Origin of the sequence: Aurantiacibacter aquimixticola, assembly GCF_003605475.1 — a bacterium.
Lineage (GTDB): Bacteria > Pseudomonadota > Alphaproteobacteria > Sphingomonadales > Sphingomonadaceae > Alteraurantiacibacter > Alteraurantiacibacter aquimixticola_B.
The window spans coordinates 2,336,286-2,355,381 of record NZ_RAHX01000001.1 but is presented as its reverse complement, the minus strand read 5'-3'; the positions used below and the strand labels follow the sequence as shown (position 1 = coordinate 2,355,381).

General features: G+C 64.5%; 19 protein-coding genes. 12 read left to right on the top strand and 7 right to left on the bottom strand.

Going from position 1 to position 19,096, the window contains the following annotated elements:
- Nucleotides 1-11 precede the first annotated feature (11 nt).
- Nucleotides 12-674 (top strand): DUF6445 family protein, encoded by a 663-nt coding sequence (locus D6201_RS11780; protein WP_133304011.1) that lies wholly within the window; start codon nucleotides 12-14, stop codon nucleotides 672-674.
- Nucleotides 671-1,297 carry an SOS response-associated peptidase family protein gene (locus D6201_RS11775; protein WP_120048942.1) on the top strand — a complete coding sequence of 209 codons (627 nt, stop codon included), beginning with the start codon at nucleotides 671-673 and terminating at the stop codon, nucleotides 1,295-1,297. The genes D6201_RS11780 and D6201_RS11775 overlap by 4 nt, the downstream gene beginning before the upstream one ends.
- Here D6201_RS11775 and D6201_RS11770 read toward each other — a convergent pair.
- The gene (locus D6201_RS11770) at nucleotides 1,266-1,868 is read right to left on the bottom strand and encodes a hypothetical protein (protein ID WP_120048941.1); all 603 of its coding nucleotides are present in this window, start codon (nucleotides 1,866-1,868) and stop codon (nucleotides 1,266-1,268) included. The genes D6201_RS11775 and D6201_RS11770 overlap by 32 nt on opposite strands.
- Before the next feature lie 155 nt (nucleotides 1,869-2,023).
- Here D6201_RS11770 and D6201_RS11765 point away from each other — a divergent pair, with 155 nt between their 5' ends.
- The 4 genes from D6201_RS11765 to D6201_RS11750 all read left to right on the top strand — a co-directional run bounded on the left by D6201_RS11765 (nucleotide 2,024) and on the right by D6201_RS11750 (nucleotide 6,005).
- Complete coding sequence (locus D6201_RS11765) at nucleotides 2,024-4,057, top strand: alpha/beta hydrolase family protein (RefSeq protein ID WP_120048940.1); 2,034 nt, start codon at nucleotides 2,024-2,026, stop codon at nucleotides 4,055-4,057.
- A gap of 268 nt (nucleotides 4,058-4,325) precedes the next feature.
- Nucleotides 4,326-5,147, top strand: coding sequence for an SPFH domain-containing protein (locus tag D6201_RS11760; RefSeq protein WP_120048939.1), 822 nt, complete (start codon nucleotides 4,326-4,328; stop codon nucleotides 5,145-5,147).
- 97 nt (nucleotides 5,148-5,244) lie between these two features.
- A complete protein-coding gene (locus D6201_RS11755; protein WP_133304010.1) occupies nucleotides 5,245-5,694 on the top strand; it encodes a hypothetical protein in 450 nt (149 codons plus the stop codon).
- The gene (locus D6201_RS11750) at nucleotides 5,691-6,005 is read left to right on the top strand and encodes a transcriptional regulator (protein ID WP_120048937.1); all 315 of its coding nucleotides are present in this window, start codon (nucleotides 5,691-5,693) and stop codon (nucleotides 6,003-6,005) included. The genes D6201_RS11755 and D6201_RS11750 overlap by 4 nt, the downstream gene beginning before the upstream one ends.
- Here the strand turns inward: D6201_RS11750 and D6201_RS11745 are convergent.
- On the bottom strand, nucleotides 5,993-6,868 hold the full coding sequence (locus tag D6201_RS11745; protein WP_242447537.1) for a MipA/OmpV family protein: 876 nt from the start codon (nucleotides 6,866-6,868) through the stop codon (nucleotides 5,993-5,995). The two genes, D6201_RS11750 and D6201_RS11745, sit on opposite strands and share 13 nt — an antisense overlap.
- 129 nt (nucleotides 6,869-6,997) lie before the next feature.
- Here D6201_RS11745 and crtY point away from each other — a divergent pair, with 129 nt between their 5' ends.
- The 5 genes from crtY to D6201_RS11720 are packed head-to-tail and all read left to right on the top strand — an operon-like array spanning nucleotide 6,998 to nucleotide 13,380.
- Nucleotides 6,998-8,212 carry a lycopene beta-cyclase CrtY gene (gene crtY, locus D6201_RS11740; RefSeq protein WP_120048936.1) on the top strand — a complete coding sequence of 405 codons (1,215 nt, stop codon included), beginning with the start codon at nucleotides 6,998-7,000 and terminating at the stop codon, nucleotides 8,210-8,212.
- Nucleotides 8,209-9,705 carry a phytoene desaturase gene (locus tag D6201_RS11735; protein ID WP_120048935.1) on the top strand — a complete coding sequence of 499 codons (1,497 nt, stop codon included), beginning with the start codon at nucleotides 8,209-8,211 and terminating at the stop codon, nucleotides 9,703-9,705. The genes crtY and D6201_RS11735 overlap by 4 nt, the downstream gene beginning before the upstream one ends.
- The gene (locus tag D6201_RS11730) at nucleotides 9,702-10,295 is read left to right on the top strand and encodes an LOG family protein (protein ID WP_120048934.1); all 594 of its coding nucleotides are present in this window, start codon (nucleotides 9,702-9,704) and stop codon (nucleotides 10,293-10,295) included. The genes D6201_RS11735 and D6201_RS11730 overlap by 4 nt, the downstream gene beginning before the upstream one ends.
- 59 nt (nucleotides 10,296-10,354) lie before the next feature.
- On the top strand, nucleotides 10,355-11,377 hold the full coding sequence (locus D6201_RS11725; RefSeq protein WP_120049392.1) for a phytoene/squalene synthase family protein: 1,023 nt from the start codon (nucleotides 10,355-10,357) through the stop codon (nucleotides 11,375-11,377).
- A gap of 38 nt (nucleotides 11,378-11,415) precedes the next feature.
- The gene (locus tag D6201_RS11720; RefSeq protein WP_120049391.1) at nucleotides 11,416-13,380 is read left to right on the top strand and encodes an acetyl-CoA carboxylase biotin carboxylase subunit; all 1,965 of its coding nucleotides are present in this window, start codon (nucleotides 11,416-11,418) and stop codon (nucleotides 13,378-13,380) included.
- A gap of 84 nt (nucleotides 13,381-13,464) precedes the next feature.
- Here D6201_RS11720 and D6201_RS11715 read toward each other — a convergent pair whose 3' ends face one another.
- Together D6201_RS11715 and D6201_RS11710 are read right to left on the bottom strand one after the other, a co-directional pair.
- Nucleotides 13,465-14,949, bottom strand: a complete 1,485-nt coding sequence (locus D6201_RS11715; RefSeq protein WP_120048933.1) for a glycerol-3-phosphate dehydrogenase — start codon at nucleotides 14,947-14,949, stop codon at nucleotides 13,465-13,467.
- The gene (locus D6201_RS11710) at nucleotides 14,946-16,232 is read right to left on the bottom strand and encodes a multidrug effflux MFS transporter (protein ID WP_242447536.1); all 1,287 of its coding nucleotides are present in this window, start codon (nucleotides 16,230-16,232) and stop codon (nucleotides 14,946-14,948) included. The genes D6201_RS11715 and D6201_RS11710 overlap by 4 nt, the downstream gene beginning before the upstream one ends.
- Before the next feature lie 77 nt (nucleotides 16,233-16,309).
- On the opposite strand from D6201_RS11710, the gene dinB reads away from it, so the two are divergent.
- Nucleotides 16,310-17,431: a DNA polymerase IV gene (gene dinB, locus D6201_RS11705; protein ID WP_120048932.1), complete on the top strand. Its 1,122-nt coding sequence runs from the start codon at nucleotides 16,310-16,312 to the stop codon at nucleotides 17,429-17,431.
- Here the strand turns inward: dinB and D6201_RS11700 are convergent.
- The 3 genes from D6201_RS11700 to D6201_RS11690 all read right to left on the bottom strand — a co-directional run bounded on the left by D6201_RS11700 (nucleotide 17,417) and on the right by D6201_RS11690 (nucleotide 19,033).
- Entirely contained in the window at nucleotides 17,417-17,893 is a 477-nt protein-coding gene (locus D6201_RS11700) for an NUDIX hydrolase (RefSeq protein ID WP_120048931.1), read from the bottom strand. The two genes, dinB and D6201_RS11700, sit on opposite strands and share 15 nt — an antisense overlap.
- The gene (locus D6201_RS11695) at nucleotides 17,881-18,501 is read right to left on the bottom strand and encodes a 6-phosphogluconolactonase (protein WP_120048930.1); all 621 of its coding nucleotides are present in this window, start codon (nucleotides 18,499-18,501) and stop codon (nucleotides 17,881-17,883) included. The genes D6201_RS11700 and D6201_RS11695 overlap by 13 nt, the downstream gene beginning before the upstream one ends.
- Before the next feature lie 70 nt (nucleotides 18,502-18,571).
- Nucleotides 18,572-19,033 carry a Dps family protein gene (locus tag D6201_RS11690; protein WP_120049389.1) on the bottom strand — a complete coding sequence of 154 codons (462 nt, stop codon included), beginning with the start codon at nucleotides 19,031-19,033 and terminating at the stop codon, nucleotides 18,572-18,574.
- Between the last annotated feature and the right edge of the window lie 63 nt (nucleotides 19,034-19,096).

Sequence of the window (19,096 nt, the reverse complement as noted above, 5' to 3'; positions counted from 1 at the left end):
CTGCCCCAAAGGTGACGGAGCACCGCTTCGGCGAGGAGGCGGAGCCGGTGGTCGTGATCGACCATTTCAGCGGCATGGCGGAGGAGCTGCTGGCGCGGGGCCGTGAGGCTGAGTATCAGGATGCAGGCGCGAGCTATCCCGGCCTTCGCAGCTGGTGTGAGCCCGACTATCTCGACCGCAATCGGCCGCTGATGTTCCGGATATTGCAAGGCGTTTTCGGCTTTCGGCAATCCGTTGCACTGGATGCACCGACCTTCTCGCTGGTGACGCTGGCGGAAGACGAGCTCGCGCCGCGCCAGTGCATTCCGCATTACGATTTTTCCGGCGGATCGCTGGTGGCGATCATGCACTATTTGCTCGGCCCGGAGACCGGGGGCACGGCCTTCTACCGGCATCGCCGCACCGGCTTCGAGACGATCGACGAGGCGCGCGAGCCTGCCTACAACGCCGCGCTGGCCCAAGATGAGCGCGAATACGGCATGCCGCCGCGGCGCTATCACTATGGCGACAGCGAGCGTTACGAGATGATCGGCGAGGTCGAGGCGCGGCCCGACCGGTTCGTGCTCTATCGCGGCAAGCTGCTGCATTCGGGCGTGATCCCGGACCCGTCCGCGCTCAGCAGCGATCCAAAAACCGGACGGCTGACGATCAACATGTTCCTGCACGGCCGCTGACGGCGTTCTTCCGCCTCGATGCCGATGCCGCCGCGATTGCCGAGACCTTCGGCGTCGATGCTGGCGCAGATCCGTGGGCGGGTGGTTACGGCGCGCCGGGGCGCTTCGTGCCGGTCATCACCGCGGGCCGGGAGTTCATCGCCGGGCCGGGTTCGCCGCGCCAGCCCTGGCGGATGGTGCCGCGCATATGGGGCGTGCCGCCGCCGCCCTCGGCACACGATGCGCGGCCGATCCTGAATGTCGTCAAACGGCAAAGCCCTTTCTGGGTCGGCAATCTGCGCAATCCCGAATTCCGCTGCCTCGTCCCCGCTACCGCCTTTGCCGAATGGGGCGAGGCGGGGGCGGACGGCAAGCGCCGCCAGCACCTGTTCCATTGCAGCGACCAGCCGATCTTCGCCATGGCGGGCGTGTGGTTCGATAGCGAGGTGCCCGGCTTCGCCCTGCTCACGTGCGAGCCAAACAATACAGTGCGAAGCCTGAAGCGCGAATGCATGCCCGTCATCCTGCCATCCCATCGCGGGGCGTGGGCGACGTGGCTGCATGATGGCTGGGACCGGGCGGCGGCGCTGCTGCAGCCCTATTCCAGCTCGCTCATGCGTGAGAGCCAGCATCCGTCGGCCTGAGAGCGCCCATTGCCAGCGCGAGGAAGACGGTTGCCGTCGTTCCCGCCGCCCCGGCGATGAACATCGCTTCACGGCCCGCGAAGATGGCCCAGAGGTTCGTCAGCACTGCGGCAAGGCCCGTCAGCCCGGCCAGCACGCCCGCGATCTTCGGCCAGCCGGTTGCGCCTGCCAGCGCCCGAGCGCCGAGCGCCGCGCCCGCGACACCGAAGGCGATCTTGCCAGTGTGGTAGAGGAAGAAGGCAAAGGCCAGCACCGCGCCCATGACCGGGCCGAGCGTCTCACCCGCGCCGCCCAGCGGTCCGAACATGGTCAGCCCGATGCCGATCTGCAGCACGTTCAGCGTGCCTCCGATCACCAGCCCCGCCGCCACCAGCGGCCAGCGCAGCCAGGCGAAGCCGAACAGGGCGATGGCGAGAAAGGCAACCGCCTCGACCTGCCAAAGCATTGTCGCCGCAGGCGTCCCGCTGACGCCGAGCGAAATATAGAGGACCTGCGTCACCACCACAGTGAAGAGCGCGATGGCGATAAAGGCGATAGTGATTGGCGCAATGCGCGAAGAAGTCTGTGTCATGTGCATTCCCTGTAATGTGTCTCCCCTGACTTCGCCGCGACCCGCCCGGCGGTTACATCGTCCTGGGGGAGCCAACGGATAAGGCCTGCGTTTGCCTTGCATCGCCACATCGCTATGAGGCGCGCAACGATTAGAAAATCAGAGGACTGCCACCCATGAAAATGCTTCGCCCCGCTTTGCTTGCCAGCGCGCTCGTCCTGCCGTCCACCGCCGCCTTTGCGCAGGCCGTGATGACACCCGAGGACGTCGCGCGCATCGAGAACACCGGCACGGTCGCCGTCTCCGGCGATGGAGAGCATATCGCCTATACCCGCCTGCACTATCCCGACGTGACGCAGGGCGAGGCCAATGGCGGCGGTCGGCAGCAGCTGATGCTGGCCGAAGGGCCGATGGATGCCACCGCCTATTTGCCCGAAGACATGCGCGTCGGCTCGATCGGCTTCACGCCCGATAGCGAGACGATCACGTTCCTGTGGACCGGCGAGGATGGCGACCGCGCGCTGTACGGCATCCCCGTTGGCGGCGGCACCTATCGCAAGCTGGGCGGCGTCGCCGATGCCAACGTCACGCAATACGGTTTTTCCCCCGATGGCAGCCGCATCTACATGCTGGTGACCGACGCGCTCGACACCCAGCGTGACGAGGAGCAGGAGGCGGGCTTCAATTCCGTCGTTTACGAGGAAGAGCAGCGCTTCAACCGGATGTTTGTCGCCAATGCGGGCATGGAAGCGGACCCCGCCCCGGTGCAGGTTGCGGTGCCCGGCTATATCGACAGCTTTCAGATCGCGCCGAGCGGCCAGTGGGCGATGATCACCAGCGCGCCCACGCCGCTGGTCGATGACAGTTACACCTCGAAGCGGGCGCATATCCTCGATCTCGCCAGCGGCAACATCACCACCGTGGAAACGCCGGGCAAGGTCGGCGATGTCGAGATCTCGCCCGACAGTCGCCAGCTTTCGATGATCGCGGCGGTGGATGCGAACGATCCGGCGGACACGACGCTGCACCTCGTCGATGCGAGCACCGGCACCTTCCGCGCGCTCAATGCCGGCGCTGCCGAAGCGGCCGTGGATGCCGAGTGGATGAGCGACGGGCGGCTCGCCAGCGTCATTCATGTCGGCGCGCAGAGCCGCTTACGCTTCTATTCGGACGATGGCGACATGCTGCGCGAAGTGGATCCGGGCGACCTCATCCTCGCCAGCGTGGAGCAGGGCGGCAACCGCCTGACGGTGGAGGCGCATTCGCCAGAGCACCCGAACGAACTGTTTCTCTATAACAATGGCAGCTTCCAGCGCTGGACCAACCACAATCCGTGGCTCGTCAATATCGCGATGGGAGAACAGCGCACCTACACCTACACCGCGCGCGACGGTCAGCAGATCGAAGGCGTGCTGATCGAGCCGGTCGGCGGCGTGCCCGCTGGCGGCGCTCCGCTTATCCTGGACGTGCATGGCGGCCCCGAAGCGCATGAAAGCAATGGCTGGGTGACCAATTACAGCGGTCCGGGCCAGGTCGCGGCCGGACAGGGCTATGCCGTGTTCCTGCCGAACTATCGCGGCTCCACCGGTTACGGCACGGCCTTTTCCAAGCAGCACCAGGGCAATTACACCGATCCCGAATTCGTCGATCTGGTGGACGCGAAATACGCACTGGTCGAGGAAGGCATCGCCGATGCCGACCGCGTGGGCGTGACGGGCGGCTCCTATGGCGGATACGCCACCGGCTGGAGCAGCACCTATTATTCCGAGGAATTCGCCGCGGGCGTCATGTTCGTCGGCATTTCCAACCAGATCAGCAAGGTCGGCACGGGCGACATCCCGATGGAGATGTATCTCGTCCACGCGCTGGAATGGCCGTGGGAAGACTGGACGCGCTGGCTGGAAATCAGCCCGATCTACTACGCCGACCGGGCCGACACGCCGCTCCTCATCATGCATGGGGAGGAAGACCCCCGCGTCAGCCCGACGCAGAGCGTGGAGCTCTATCGCAACATCAAGATCCGCCGTCCGGACACGCCGCTGCGGCTGGTGACCTATCCGGGCGAAGGCCACGGCAATGCACTGGCCGCCGCGCGTTACGATTACAATCTGCGGATGATGCGCTGGTTCGACACCTATCTGAAGACCGGCGACCGCGACGCGCCCCTGCCCCCGGCAAGGCCGACGCTGAATATCCAAAGCGAAGATTGAGGCGCGATTGACTTGCCGTCCGGTTTGACGAAATATCCCGATCGAAGGTTCGAATCCTTCATTCGGGATGCCGGGCGCGGGCCATCGGTCACACATAAAGCACGGTATCCCAGCAGCGGGTAGCAATCGTTCGACATACGATCCAAACGGGCTTCCGCTGTCGCCAGCCGCTTCGCGCGGCAACCATTGACGGGCCTTGCGGGCTTCGGGCCCCCGCCCGGCAATAGCGGCGGCAGCGGTGCCTTTCCGGATCTGGGACGGGGGGGATATGATGGAAACTGTTGTCTGGATCGTGCTGGCAATCGCTGCGCTGGCGATTGTCGGCTCCGCCATCGGGCGGCTGCGGAGGCACGACATCGTCTGGCCTGGTTATGTCGGCCTGCTCTACGATCGCGGACGTTTCGTGCGCCAGCTGGAGCCTGGTCCTTACATCCGCTTCGACCCCTTCGGTCATACGCAGGTCAAGCGTGTTTCGACCATCACGCAGGCGCTCTCCCAGCAGCAGGTCGAGCTTATCAGCAGCGATCAGTTTTCCTTCCGCGCGCAGCTCACGCCGGTCTACACCGTCACCGATGCGCGCGCCTTCGTGGAAGAGAACCCGCAGACGCACGATCCTTTCGAGAGCCATTATCCTGCAGGTATCGGGGCGATGCCCTTCTATTCCCAGCGTCTGGACGCGACGCTATCGGCGACGGCTATCGAAGCTGCCGGGCGCGTCACGCTGGAAGAGTTTCTCGCGGACCCCGCTGGAGCGCTCGCCCGCATTGCCGCAGCAATCGCCGATGTGCTTCCCGGAGCGCGGATCGATGGCGTGCTTGTCACCGCCGTCACCCTGCCACCCGAAACGCGCAAGATGTTCACCGAAATCGAGCGGGCCCGCCGTGAAGGCCTTGCCTCGCTCGAACGCGCCCGGGCCGAGCAGGCTTCGCTGCGCGCGCTCGCCAATGCCGCCCGCTCGCTAAGCGGCAACCCGGAACTTGCGAAGCTGCGCATGCTGCAAGTGATGGAAAGCGCACGCGGTTCGAAGACCTTCGTGCTCGGCGACAGCGCCGATCTCGGCACGCTTGGTGGAGCGGACGGCAAGGCCTGACTGCGTCGGCAGCATTTTCCACTTTGGAAAGTTTTCACTTGCCAAGTTGGAAAGTCGGCCCTATCTCTTTCCGCATTGGAAAGCGAAGGAGGTTTTCATGGACCGGAACGAAGCCGCAGCTGCGCTCGCGAGCGTGGGAAAAACGCAAGGCAGACTTGCCGAAGTGTCGGAGTGGCCGCTCTGGCGGCACGCGCTGTTCGGCCTTGCCGAGGCCGTCTTTATCTTCGGCCTGTCCCTCACCTTGTTCGGGACCATCGCCGGTCTCGTCGTCGCGGCCGCGCTGACGGTGTGGATCTTCAACGACGACAAGCGCCGCTACGGCCGCGTCGTCTCCGGCTGGCAAGGCATGAAGCCGAAGATCCTGCTCGTCGCCCTTATCGCCTTCGTGCTGTCCATGGCATATCTCTCATGGTCCGCGCGCGGTCAGCCCATCCCGGCGCCGGGCGCGGTTCTCGCCGCGCTCGCCACCTTCGCCGTCTGCACGCTGGCGAGCCTGTGGTGGCAGCACCTCTACCGCGCCGAACTGCGTGAAGGAGCGATCGGTTGAGCGCGCCGGAGATCGATCCGGTCCTGCACCCACCAGCGCGACTGCAGATCGCCGCCGTGCTGGCGCGCACCGACGATGTGGAATTCGCGACGTTGCGCGATCTCGTGGAGGTCAGCGACAGCGTCCTCTCCAAGCATCTCTCCGCCATGAGCGAGGCGGGCTACGTCACGCTGGAAAAGGCGCCCCGCGATGGCCGCCAGCGCACCTGGGCGCGCTTCACACGGGCAGGCAGCAAGGCGTTCGCCAGCCACATGCGCGCCTTGCAGGCGCTGGTCGAGAGCGCCGAAGCCGGACTCGCTCAGAACGTGTAGGTCAGGCCCGTCGCGATCAGGAACTGGTCCTTGCTGCCGCGAATGTCGGTGAACGGCGTGTCCGCCGCATCGCCGACCAGCCGCGAATAGCCGCCCAGGACCAGCAGGCCGAGGCCGCCATTGGTGACATCGCCATCGAGATCGATGCCGAGCAACAGGTTCGTGCCGATGGAGGTGAAACCGCCGCCATCGGTTTCATAGCCGGGCAGCAGATCGTCGTCCGGCAGCAGCGTGTTGATCTCCGGCACGGCGAAATAGTATTCCTGGAAATCCGCACTCGCCCATTCGGTGCTGACCGACAGATTGGCGAGGATCGCTCGGCTCAGCGGAGTGGTGTATGCGACGCTCGGCGTCACGACCGTGCCGCCATGCGCGCCATTGATATCGAACATCACGTCGGTGCCGATGCTGACGCTATCGTAAGGGTTGAGCACGGCGGGGAAATTGACACCCACGCTCGGCCCGACTTCGATCGCGCGGTCGAGTTCGCCATAGCTCTCGACGATTGGATCCTCGATCCGCGACGCGCGATTGCCTCTGAGGCGGGCGGCGATGCCGAGGTCGAAACCGACCTCGCCGCGCTCATCCTCGATGAAATCGACGGACACGCCGCCCGCGCGCGGTGAAATGTCGATCCCGCCAAGCGATCCGAGCACGACCGGCAGGACCGAAATCACGTAATCGTCGGATCCGGTGTAGGACGGCGAATAGGCCGCGCCCACGCCCACGGTCACGAAATCGCCGCCGAACACGCCTGCATCGACCGGCGGCGGCGCTTCGTCGACAATGTCCTGCGCCATAGCAGGCGCGGCACACATACCGATGACAAGCGCGGCGATGGCGCGGGGCAGGCGAATGATCATGTCAGGATCCCTCATTGTCTGAGTGCGAGAACGGGCAGTACGGCCAGCTGGTTCCCTTTACAACGGCACGATCCCCGTCTTTTGCCGGTGATTGCGCGGGCCATTCAATCCGCTAAGGCGTTGCGCGTCATGGAAAAGCGGGATTGCGATATCGCCATTGTCGGCGGCGGGCTGTCGGGCGGCCTCATTGCGCTCGCGCTGCACGTAATGCGCCCGGACCTGTCATTGCGCGTACTCGAAGGCGGCCCGCGCATCGGCGGCAATCACCGCTGGAGCTGGTTTGCCAGCGATCTCTCAGCCGCAGGCGAAGCGCTCATGGCACCGTTCCGCAAGGCCGAGTGGGACAGCGGCTACGATGTCCGCTTTCCCGACCATACCCGCACGCTATCGACCGATTATCGCTCGCTCGCCAGCGAGGACTTCGCCGCGGCGCTGGAACGCGAATTGCCGGCGGGATCGCTGCACACCGGTACGGAAGCCGCCGCCGTTGAAGCGAAGCGCGTCCTGCTGCGCGATGGCAGCGAGGTCACTGCGCAAAAGGTCATCGACTGCCGCGGTTTCGCCACCACCGGCGCGCTGCGTGGCGGGTGGCAGGTCTTCATGGGCCGCCGTGTCCGCACTGATGCACCGCACGGTATTGAACGGCCGGTCATCATGGACGCCACGGTCGATCAGCACGCTCCGGCGGGCAATGGCGGGGCCTATCGGTTCGTCTATGTCCTGCCGCTCGGCGCGCATGACGTGTTCGTGGAAGACACCTATTACGCGGACTCGCCGGCATTGGATCGCAACACGCTGTCGGGCCGGATCGACCAATATTGCCGCGCGCACGACATCGCGGGCGAGCCGGTCGGCCACGAAACCGGTGTCCTGCCCGTCATCACAGGTGGCGATTTTGGCGCCTTTCAGGAAGCCAATCGCATTTCCGGCGTGGCGGTGGCGGGCGCGCGCGGCGGCTTCGTACACCCGCTGACCAGCTACACATTGCCCGTCGCGGTGGAGGTCGCACTGCTCGTTGCCAAGGAGGTGGACCTGCCCGGCGACCAGCTGGCCGCCAAGCTAGAGGCGCGCGCGCGCCGCCACTGGCGCAGCACGCGTTTCTACCGCGCGCTGGGCCGCATGCTTTTCCAGGGAGCGCGTCCGCGGGATCGCTATCGCATCTTCGCGCGTTTCTATCGCCTCGCCGAACCGTTGATCGAACGTTTCTATTCCGGGCGCTCCACCTTGTTCGACAAGGCCCGCGTGCTGTCGGGCAAGCCGCCCATCCCCATTCACCGCGGCGTGAAGGCGCTGCTTTCGTCCTCCCCCTCCCTCCAATCCCCACAAAGCAAGGACCATCCATGAGCACTCCCGAAGGTCGCACCGCCGCTGTCGTCGGAGCCGGGTTCGGCGGCATGGCGCTCGCCATCCGCCTGCAGAGCGCCGGCATCGCCACCACCGTGATCGAAAGCCGCGACAAGCCCGGCGGGCGCGCCTATTACTGGGAGAAGGAAGGGTTCACCTTCGATGCCGGGCCGACCGTCGTCACCGATCCCGATTGCCTGCGCCAGCTGTGGGAGCTCACCGGCCATGATATGGACGAAGACCTGGAGCTGATGCCGGTCACCCCGTTCTATCGCCTGAACTGGCCTGACGGCACGAATTTCGATTACTCGAACGAGGAGGAGAATCTCCGCAAGGAGATCGCCAAGCTCAACCCGGAAGACGTGGCAGGTTACGATCGCTTTCTCGAATATTCGGCCGCCGTGCATGAAGAAGGCTATGTGAAGCTCGGCACCGTGCCGTTCCTCGATTTCAAGAGCATGCTGAAGGCGGCCCCCGCCCTCGCCAAGCACCAGGCCTGGCGTAGCGTCTATTCGATCGTGTCGAAATACGTGAAGAGCGAGAAGCTGCGCGAGGCGCTGAGCTTCCACACGCTGCTGGTCGGTGGCGACCCGATGAAGACATCCTCGATCTACACCCTGATCCACAAGCTGGAAAAGGATGGCGGTGTCTGGTGGACGAGGGGCGGCACCAATCGGCTGATCGCCGGAATGGTTCGCCATTTCGAACGGATCGGCGGCACGATGCGCGTGGGCGATGCGGTGGTCGATGTCGAAACCGTCGGCAATCGGGCGACCGCCGTCACCACGGCAAGCGGCTGGACCGGCAAGTTCGATGCCGTCGCCAGCAATGCCGATATCGTGCATTCCTACAAGGATCTGCTCGGCAAGAGCCATCGCGGCAAGACGCATGGCAAGGCGCTGTCGAAGAAGAAATTCTCGCCCAGCCTGTTCGTCGTGCATTTCGGCCTGGAAGGCACGTGGCCGGGCATTCCGCACCACATGATCCTGTTCGGCCCGCGGTATAAAGGCCTGCTGCAGGACATTTACGATCGCGGCGTGCTGCCGGAAGATTTCTCGATCTACCTGCACCATCCGACCGTCACCGATCCGAGCATGGCGCCCGACGGCAAGAGCACGTTCTACGCGCTCGTCCCCGTCGCGCACATGGGCAAGATGCCGGTCGATTGGGACGCGATCGGGCCGGAGCTGGAGAAGCGCGTGCTCGACGAAATCGGCCGCCGCCTGATTCCCGACATTCACGACCGGATCGTCACCAAGTTCAGCTACTCCCCGCTCGACTTCGCGGTGGACCTCAATGCGCACAATGGCAGTGCCTTCAGTCTGGAGCCCCTGCTGACGCAGAGCGCCTTCTTCCGCGGCCACAATCGCGACGACAAGATCGAGAACTTCTACCTTGTCGGCGCGGGCACGCATCCGGGTGCCGGTATCCCCGGCGTCGTCGGAAGCGCCAAGGCGACCGCAGGGTTGATGATCGAGGATCTTGCTGCGTGAGCGCCAGCTTCAATCGCCTTGCCGTCTATTGCGGTTCCGCCACGCCTGAAGACCCACGCTATATCGAGCTTGCGCGCGATGTCGGTCGGACGCTGGCAGGGCGCGGCATCGGTGTCGTCTATGGCGGCGGAAAGGCCGGGCTGATGGGCGCGCTTGCCTCGGCCACGCTCGACGCTGGCGGTGAGGTCATCGGCGTCATCCCGCAGGCACTGGTCGACATGGAAGTCGCCAATCGCGACTGCACCGAGCTACACGTGGTCGACACCATGCACCAGCGCAAACAGGCGTTTACCGATCTTTCGGACGGCTTCGTTACCCTGCCCGGCGGCGTCGGGACGATGGACGAGTTATGGGAAGCGGTCAGCTGGGCCCAGCTCGGCTATCATGCAAAACCGGTCGGCCTTCTCAACGCCGTGGGATATTATGACGGGCTTGTAGCGTTCAACAGGCAAATGGCCGATACGGGCTTTGTCAGGGACGCGCACCGCGATATCATCATCGTGGGCGAAACGATCGAGGAATTGCTGAGCAAGATGGCCAAGCATCAGCCCGCGCAGACGATCGTGCAGATGAGCGTCGACGACCTTTGAAACGGATCAAGCCCCGCCCGCTTGTCGCCAGTCAGGTGGTCAAGAACACGCCGCGCCAGATGGGCGGCGGGCGGGAACGCTCCGCGCTTGTCAGGAAAGCGCATAAGAGCATTGCGAAAGGCTCCAAGAGCTTCACAGTCGCGAGCTGGCTGTTCGACAAGGACACGCGCGATCGCTCGCACCTGCTCTACGCCTGGTGCCGCCGCTGTGACGATATTGCCGACGGGCAGGACCATGGCGGCGAGCTCAATCTGGAGAAGTCCAGCCCGGTGGACCGGGTGGAGGCGATTCGCATCCTCACCCACCGCGCGCTGGATGGCCAACCCACGGCAGACGTGGCTTTCGATGCGCTGGGCCAGGTCGCCAGCGAAACGGGCCTCACCCGCGAGATGTGCGACGACGTGATCGACGGTTTCCAGCTCGACGCGGAGGGTTGGCGGCCGCGCACCGAAGGCGACCTGATGCGCTATTGCTATCACGTCGCGGGCGCTGTCGGCGTGATGATGGCCAAGGTGATGGGTGTGCCTGCAGATGCCAGCGACACGCTGGACCGCGCCTGCGACCTCGGCCTTGCCTTCCAGCTTAACAACATCGCGCGCGACATTGCCGAGGACGATGCCGCAGGGCGTTGCTATCTTCCCGAGGAATGGCTCGCCGAAATGGACATTCCTCCCGGCCAGCACATGAGGCCGCAATATCGCGGCGAACTGGTGAAGTTGACCAAGCGGCTTATCCGCCTTGCCGAGGCGCATGACGCCGCCGCGCGCATGGGGGCGATGCATCTGACCTTCCGCCAGCGCTGGGCGGTGCTCTCGGCCGCGAACATCTACGGCGCGATCGGCGAGGAGGTCGAGCGGCAGGCGGAAATTGCATGGGACAGCCGCGTGCATACCGGCTTTTTCGAGAAGATCGGCCACGTCATCGCCGCGCTGAAGGAAGCGATCAGCGGATCGTTCGAACCGCACGAAATGCCCGACTGGACGCGCGGCAAGCTGATGGTGATGGCCCGCATGGCGCAGCCCGCTGCCGATATTCCGCGCACGCCCATTCGCGATGAAGGCGTGCGCCCGGCGAGCGAGTGACGGTTGCGAATGCAACTGGATCGGAGCAGGAAGCGCGGATGATTTCCAAACTCCTCATCGCCAATCGCGGCGAGATCGCCTGCCGCATCATCCGCACCGCGCGTGAAATGGGCGTGGCGACCGTCGCGGTCTATTCCGATGCCGATGCCAAGGCGCTGCATGTGCGCATGGCCGACGAGGCGGTGCATATCGGCCCCTCGCCCGCCGCCGAAAGCTATCTGGTCGGCGAGAAGATCATCGCCGCGGCGAAGGAAACGGGCGCGGACGCGATCCATCCGGGTTACGGGTTCCTGTCCGAGAACGCGGGCTTTGCGCAGGCCGTGATCGATGCGGGGCTGATCTGGGTCGGGCCGAAGCCCTCCAGCATCGAAGCGATGGGCCTGAAGGATTCTGCCAAGCAGCTGATGATGGATGCGGGCGTGCCCGTGACGCCGGGCTACCTGGGCGAGGACCAGTCGGTCGAGCGCCTGAAGCAGGAGGCGGAGAGGATCGGCTATCCCGTGTTGATCAAGGCGGTCGCGGGCGGCGGCGGCAAGGGGATGCGCAAGGTCGATGCGCCGGAGGACTTCGAGGCGAGCCTCGAAAGCTGCCGGCGCGAGGCCAAGGCCAGCTTCTCCAATGACGAGGTGCTGCTGGAAAAGTGGATCACCTCGCCCCGCCATATCGAGGTGCAGGTGTTCGGCGATGCCCACGGCAATGTCGTCCACCTGTTCGAACGCGACTGCTCGCTCCAGCGCCGCCACCAGAAGGTGATCGAGGAAGCCCCCGCCCCCGGCATGGACGAGGCGACCCGCGAGGACATCTGCGCCGCCGCCGTGCGCGCTGCCAAGGCGGTCGATTACGAAGGCGCGGGCACGGTGGAATTCATCGCCGATGCCAGCGAAGGCCTCCGCGCCGACCGCATCTTCTTCATGGAGATGAATACGCGCCTGCAGGTAGAGCATCCGGTGACCGAGGAGATCACCGGGGTAGACTTGGTTGAATGGCAGCTGCGCGTGGCGAGTGGCGAAGCAATCCCGCTGAAGCAGGAAGAGTTGAGCATCGACGGCTGGGCCATCGAGGCGCGGCTTTACGCGGAAGACCCGGCTAAGGGGTTTTTGCCGAGTACCGGGCGGTTGGAGCATTTCGATCTTGGCGACGAAGGCCGGATCGAAACTGGCGTCGGAGAAGGCAGTGAGATTTCGCCGTTTTACGATCCGATGATCGCCAAACTCATCGCCCATGCGCGTGATCGTGACGACGCAATTTCAGACCTTACGGAGATATGTTCGGGAGTAGAAATTTCTCCGGTAAAATCGAACGCCTCCTTTCTGGTCAATCTTCTCGAATTGCCCGAGTTTCAGGAAGCAAACCTCGACACAGGTCTGATCGCCGAAAAAGGTGAGGACCTTCTTCGATCAACGCCTTCGGCTGCGGTCGAAATGGCGGCCGCAAGCTGGCGCATTGAAGATTTTGAAGCGAAGGCTTGGGATCGGAACATCAAGCCGTCCGCGAACGGAGTTTTCGGATTTCGTCTGAATTCGGAGCCGGCACCGGCGAAGCTGGTGATGCAACTGAATGGGGAAGAAAAAAGTCTAGAGGTTTCGATCGCCGATGATGAAGGCAATTACGCCGTATCGATCGATGGTCGTTGGGACTTTAGCGAGATCGATTATCTCCCGACCACTCACGGCGACAACGCCGATGATGTGCCAGATGGCGACATCATGATTTTCGAACGAGGCGCGGCGCACAAGGTAAGCTTCGCACGCGAACGCGGATCAGGCCACGCCTCCGCAGCCGACGGCGCCATCCTCGCGCCAATGCCGGGCAAGGTCATCGCGGTCGATGTGGCGGAGGGTGACAGCGTCACGGCAGGCCAGCGCCTCATGGTGCTCGAGGCGATGAAGATGGAACATGCGCTCACCGCGCCCTTCGACGGCACCGTGGCCGAGCTATCCGCCAGCCAGGGCGCGCAGGTGCAGGTCGAGGCGCTGCTGGCGCGGGTTGAGGCTTCGCAATAGAGCCGTCATTGCGAGCGCAGCGAAGCAATCCAGTCCCGCCTTGACTGTATTGCCACGTCGCCTTCGGCTCCTTGCAATGACGAACTAAGAAGCGAGGTATTCCGCCACCCCAGCCACCTCTGCTTCGCTCATGTGCAGGCCCAGCTTGCTGCGCCGCCAGAGCACATCCTCCGCCGTCCGCGCCCATTCCACTTCGCGCAGATAAGTCAATTCCGCCTCGCTCAGCCCCGCGCCGAAATCGCGGCCCAGATCCTCGCGGGTCTTTGCCTCGCCGAGCCAGTCCACGGCGCGCGTGCCGTAGGCGCGGCCGATGCGGACGGCGTCGTCCATGGAGAGGAACGGGTATTGCTCCGCCAGCGCCTCGAACAGCGCGGGTTGGCCGGTCTGCGCGAAATCGCCGCCCGGCAGCGGCGCTTCATGGGTCCAGTGCGCGCCTTCCAGCACCGCCAGTCGCTCCGCCAGCCTGTCCACCGCATCCTCGGCCACGTGGCGATAAGATGTGATCTTGCCGCCATAGATGCCGAGCGAAGGCGCGCCCGCATCTGGCTCGCTAAGCGCCAGCCGGTAACCGCGCGTCGCCGCTTCGGGGCGGCCGGAGCCATCGTCCACCAGCGCGCGCACGCCGGCATAGGTGTGGACCACGTCCTGCGGCGTCACATCATGCGAGAAATAGCGGTTCACCGCATCGCAGAGATAGCGGATTTCCGCCTCGCTCGCGGTCACGTCCTCCAGCCCGCCGGAATGGTCGGCATCGGTCGTGCCGATCAGCGTGAAGTCCCGCTCCCACGGAATGGCGAAACAGATGCGCGTGTCGGGCTGCTGCAGGATATAGGCGTAATCGTGGTCGAACAGCTTGGGCACCACGATATGCGATCCGCGCACGCGGCGGATGCCGTAGGCCGGGCGCTCACCCGCCAGCTGCGCAAGGTCGTCGGCTTCCGGCCCCGCGGCATTGACCAGAGCGCGACCGGTGAAGGTCTCACCGCCCGCCTCGACATGCCAGAGATCGCCCTCGCGCCGGGCCGAGGTGACGGGGCAGCGCGGGCGGATCGTCGCGCCACGCTCTGCTGCGTCCAGCGCGTTCAGCACCACCAGCCGGGCATCGTCCACCCAGCCGTCCGAATATTCGAACGCGCCCTTGAACGGCGCTTCCAGCGGTTTGCCCGCCGGATGCCTTTTCAGCCTGATCGAGCGCGTGCCGCCAAGCCTGCTGCGCCGCCCCAGCGTGCGGCCGATATTGTCGTACAGGAACAACCCCGCACGCAGCATCCAGCGCGGACGCATGTCGGGCGTGACCGGCAGCACGAAGCGCATCGGCCACACGATATGCGGGGCGATGCGCCACAGCACGTCGCGCTCACCCAGCGCCTCTCGCACCAGCGCGAATTCGTAATATTCGAGATAGCGCAGGCCGCCATGCACCAGCTTGGTAGACTTGCTGGACGTGCCACTGGCGAGATCGCCGCGTTCCAGCAGCAGCACGTTCGCGCCGCGCCCTGCGGCATCGCGCGCAACGCCCGCCCCGTTCACGCCGCCGCCGATGACGATCAGGTCGTAAGTCTCGCTCAAGTCTCTTCCGGCTCCCGATTGACGCGGCGGAACAGTTTGCCGTGCTCGCTGAACAGCACCACGGCGAGGGCCAGCAATCCGCAGGCGAGCATGGAACCTGCCAGCGGCACGGAGGTGCCATTGTAGAGGTTGCCGATCACCGCACCCAGTATCGCGCCCGTGCTCATCCGGACAGCCGTCTGCGCGCTGCTGGCGGCCCCGGCGATATGATAGAAGGGCTGCATCGCGATCGAGCTGAAATTCGCGCCGATAAAGCCGAGCATGGCCATGGAGAGACTCATCAGCACGATGAACTCCGCCAGGCTTTGCGGCTGCTGGCGGGCGCTCACCAGCTGGGCGATGGCGATGGCGATAAAAACGAAGAGCGCGGTATGGCTTACGCGCCGTGCGCCGAACCGCTCGACGATGCGCGAATTGGTGAAATTGGCCGCCACCATGCCAAGCACAGCGCCGCCGAAGATCAGCGCAAAATATTCGCCCATTCCGAATGTCTGCGCGATCAATTGCTGGCTGGAATTGAGGAAGCCGAACAGCGATCCGAATACAAGCGCGCTGCCCACGACATAGCCGATTGCGCCGCGGTCCCACAGCGCGCGGCCCATGTTTCGCAGGATCGTGGGCGCGCGAATGTCCTGCACGTTCTCATCCTGCAATGTCTCGGGCAGCCGCAGCCACACCCACGCGCCGACCAGCGTGCCCATCACCGCCATCGCGCCGAAGATCGCGCGCCAGCCGAGCAGATACATGATGCCCTGCCCTATGGCGGGGGCGAGGATCGGGACGAGCAGGAAAATCATCATGATGAGGCTCATCAGCCGCGCCATGCGATCCCCGCCGACATGATCGCGCACGATGGCGGCGGGTACGACGCTTAAGCCAGCGCAAAGCACGCCCTGCACCAGCCGCAGCACGAGCAGCGCCGTGTAATTCGTCACCAGCGCGCATGCGAGCGAGAGCGTGATATAAGCGATGAGCGCGGTGGCCAGCACCGGCCTGCGCCCGAACCGATCAGCGAATGCACCCGGAAAGAAGGCGCCGAAACCGCCGCCAAGAAAATAGGCGCCGATCACGAATTGCCGCGAATTGCCGTCAGCCGCGCCCATCTCGCTCGCCATCTGGCCCAGCGCGGGGAGCATGGCATCGATGCCGAAGGCCTGCAGGCTCATCAACAGCGCCATCAGCACAATCAGCTCGCGCTCCCCCAAAGGGCGACGCAGCGGGTGCTTGAGCACCTCGACCGCTTTTTCGCGCCGGGCGGGCTGGGTGTCGGGCGTGCTGCTCACCACCGCGCGTGTGGCCGGTTGCGCTGCAAAAGGGAAGCGTTTTGCCTTGCGGCTCCACCGCCTATATCGCGGCGAAGATGCCGGGCGATTCCGAAGAGATCGAGGACGACGAAGAAGCGCAGGGCCTGCGCAAGATCATCCATGTCGACATGGATGCCTTTTTCGCCAGCGTCGAACAGCGCGACAATCCCGAACTGCGCGGCAAACCCGTCGCCGTCGGCGGATCGTCGGGCCGCGGCGTCGTCGCGGCGGCGAGTTATGAGGCGCGCAAATTCGGCGTGAAGAGCGCCATGCCGAGCGTCACCGCCAAGCGTCGCTGCCCGGACCTGATCTTCGTCAAGAGCCGCTTCGACGCCTACCGCGAGGTGAGCGCGCAGATACGCGAGATCTTCAACCATTACACGCCGCATGTCGAACCGCTGAGCCTGGACGAGGCCTATCTCGACGTGACCGAGGATCGGCACGGTCTCGGCAGTGCCACTCGCATCGCGCAGGCCATCCGCCGCGATATCCGCGAGAAGACGCAGCTAACGGCGAGCGCGGGCGTCTCCTACAACAAGTTTCTCGCAAAGCTTGCGAGCGACCAGAACAAGCCGGACGGCATCTGCGTCATCAAGCCGGGCATGGGTGCGGCCTTCGTCCAGTCGCTGCCGATCAGGCGCTTTCACGGGATCGGGCCGAAAGGAGCGGAGAAGATGGGACTACTCGGGATCGAGACGGGTGCGGACCTCGCGGCGAAGGACGCCGAATGGCTGCGCGCAAATTTCGGCAGTTTCGGCGAGTATCTATACCGCGCCGCTCGCGGCATCGACCTGCGCCCCGTCCGCACCAACCGCATTCGCAAGAGTATCGGCGGAGAGCGGACCTTCAGCGAGGATATTTCCAGCGGCAGTGAGCTTCGCGAAACGCTCGACCGGATCGTCGAGATCGTGTGGGAGCGGATTGCTGCGAAGGAGGCGAAGGGGCGGACAGTCACGCTGAAGCTCAAATTCAACGATTTCCAGATCATGACCCGCACGCGCTCGCTGGACAAGGCGGTGGCGGACAAGGCGCAGTTTTCCGACATCGCGCATGAGATACTGGCGGCAGAGCTTCCGCTGCCCATGCCGATCCGGCTGATGGGGCTGACGCTCAGCAATCTGGAACGCGGCGAGAGCGAGGACAAAAGACGCGACGACGCGCAGCTATCGCTTCTCTAGCAAGCCCATCTGACGAAGGCGCTGGGCAGTAAGGCGAGTAAGGGCTTGCTCGCCAAGTTCATGCGGCGCGAACCAGCGGGCATCCACGAGTTCGCGATTGTCGACGCGCGGCTCGCTCATTGGACGTGCAATGAAGATGTGCGCAGTGTGCGGACTGCCGCCGAGATTCTCCTCGATGACCTTCACACATTCGAGGCTACCAAGCTCGCATCCCAATTCCTCGCGCATCTCGCGCCGCGCCGCATCCGCCGCATCCTCGTCGCCGCCCATGCCGCCGCCCGGCATCGCCCATCCCGTCGGGCCGTAGCTGTGCCTGACTAGCAGGACGCGGCCTGCCTCGTCGCGCAAGAGCACGGCGACACCGGCAAGGTCCGGCTTCACCAGCCGCCTGAAGCGCAATCGGATGGCATGGACGATCCGCAAGCCCAGCCGGTGGGCCGGAGGCGGGATCAGGTGAAACACGTGACCTTCTGACCCGCGGCGCCGAGTAGCCGCGAGACGGGCAGGTCATGCTCGCCCTTCGCCGCCGCGTCGAACACGGCGCGCTTTTCGTCGCCGCGAATAACGAACATCAGCGCATCGCTGTCGAGCAGCGCAGGTATGGTCAGCGTGATCCGATCGAAGGGCGCTTCGGGTGGGAGTGGGTCGGGCGTCAGGCGCGTGATCCGGGCCGGCGCGTCCACTTGTGGATCGGTATTCGGGAAGAGGCTGGCAATGTGTCCGTCTGCCCCCATGCCGAGCCAGACCAACGCGAAATGCGGCACCTGCTCCATCACCGTCAGCGTCACGACTTCGGCACCGGCGGGCTCCAGCAGAGCGCGGATCTTGCCGGTGTTGCTCGCCTCGTGATCTTGCGGGACGATGCGATCGTCGCCCGGCCACACAGTGATGCGCGACCATTCGAGGTCGCTTTTTGCCAGTTCCTGGAGGATCGGAAAGGGCGTCGATCCGCCCGGCACGCTGATGGCGATCGGTGCGTCTGTCTCGGCAAGTTTTGCCGTCAGATGCTGATGGATGAAACGCGCGATATCGCCATCGCTCGCCTCTTCGATGATGTCGATCACTGCCATGCGCATTTCCCTAAGCCCGAAACCGCCGCCAGGCGAGGCCGGGCGGCGGTTTGCGATACGTATGCGCGACTCACTTCAGCGTCGAATTGAGGAACCAGACGCGCTCTTCCGCCATATCGGTCCAGTCGTCGAGCAGGCCGTCAGTCGCATTGTCGCCCGCTTCTTCGGCATGCTTTTTCAGCTCCTTCAACCGATTGACCAGCTTGCGATTATCGTCGCGCAACTCCTCGACCATCTTGTTGGCGGGCAGCGTCGTGTCGTCCTGATCCTCGATCTGCGTGTGCTTCATCGCCGATCCCAGGCTCGTCAGCGTCATCGCGTCGTTCTTGCGCACGCGCTCGCCGATCGCATCGATCTGATCACGGATCTCGACCGCCTGCTCGTCGAACAGCAGGTGCAGGTCGCGGAAACGCTCCCCGGTCACATGCCAGTGAAAGTTCTTGGTCTTGAAATACAGCGCGAGATGATCGGCCAACAGGCCATTCAGCCCGTCGATCAGCGCTGTTTTCGAATTGTCGCCGGAAGTGGCCATTGTGCTATCCTGTGATTTGGAGACGTTCATCCGATCAACGGCGCACAGCGGCTGCGGTTTCCG

Coding starts and splice junctions, on each gene's coding strand:
- D6201_RS11745 (WP_242447537.1), bottom strand. CDS start 6,868: ATGATCATTCGCCTGCCCCGCGCCATCGCCGCGCTTGTCATCGGTATG.
- D6201_RS11720 (WP_120049391.1), top strand. CDS start 11,416: ATGATTTCCAAACTCCTCATCGCCAATCGCGGCGAGATCGCCTGCCGC.
- D6201_RS11760 (WP_120048939.1), top strand. CDS start 4,326: ATGATGGAAACTGTTGTCTGGATCGTGCTGGCAATCGCTGCGCTGGCG.
- D6201_RS11725 (WP_120049392.1), top strand. CDS start 10,355: ATGGGCGGCGGGCGGGAACGCTCCGCGCTTGTCAGGAAAGCGCATAAG.
- D6201_RS11755 (WP_133304010.1), top strand. CDS start 5,245: ATGGACCGGAACGAAGCCGCAGCTGCGCTCGCGAGCGTGGGAAAAACG.
- D6201_RS11735 (WP_120048935.1), top strand. CDS start 8,209: ATGAGCACTCCCGAAGGTCGCACCGCCGCTGTCGTCGGAGCCGGGTTC.
- dinB (WP_120048932.1), top strand. CDS start 16,310: ATGCCGGGCGATTCCGAAGAGATCGAGGACGACGAAGAAGCGCAGGGC.
- D6201_RS11695 (WP_120048930.1), bottom strand. CDS start 18,501: ATGGCAGTGATCGACATCATCGAAGAGGCGAGCGATGGCGATATCGCG.
- D6201_RS11690 (WP_120049389.1), bottom strand. CDS start 19,033: ATGGCCACTTCCGGCGACAATTCGAAAACAGCGCTGATCGACGGGCTG.
- D6201_RS11770 (WP_120048941.1), bottom strand. CDS start 1,868: ATGACACAGACTTCTTCGCGCATTGCGCCAATCACTATCGCCTTTATC.
- crtY (WP_120048936.1), top strand. CDS start 6,998: ATGGAAAAGCGGGATTGCGATATCGCCATTGTCGGCGGCGGGCTGTCG.
- D6201_RS11765 (WP_120048940.1), top strand. CDS start 2,024: ATGAAAATGCTTCGCCCCGCTTTGCTTGCCAGCGCGCTCGTCCTGCCG.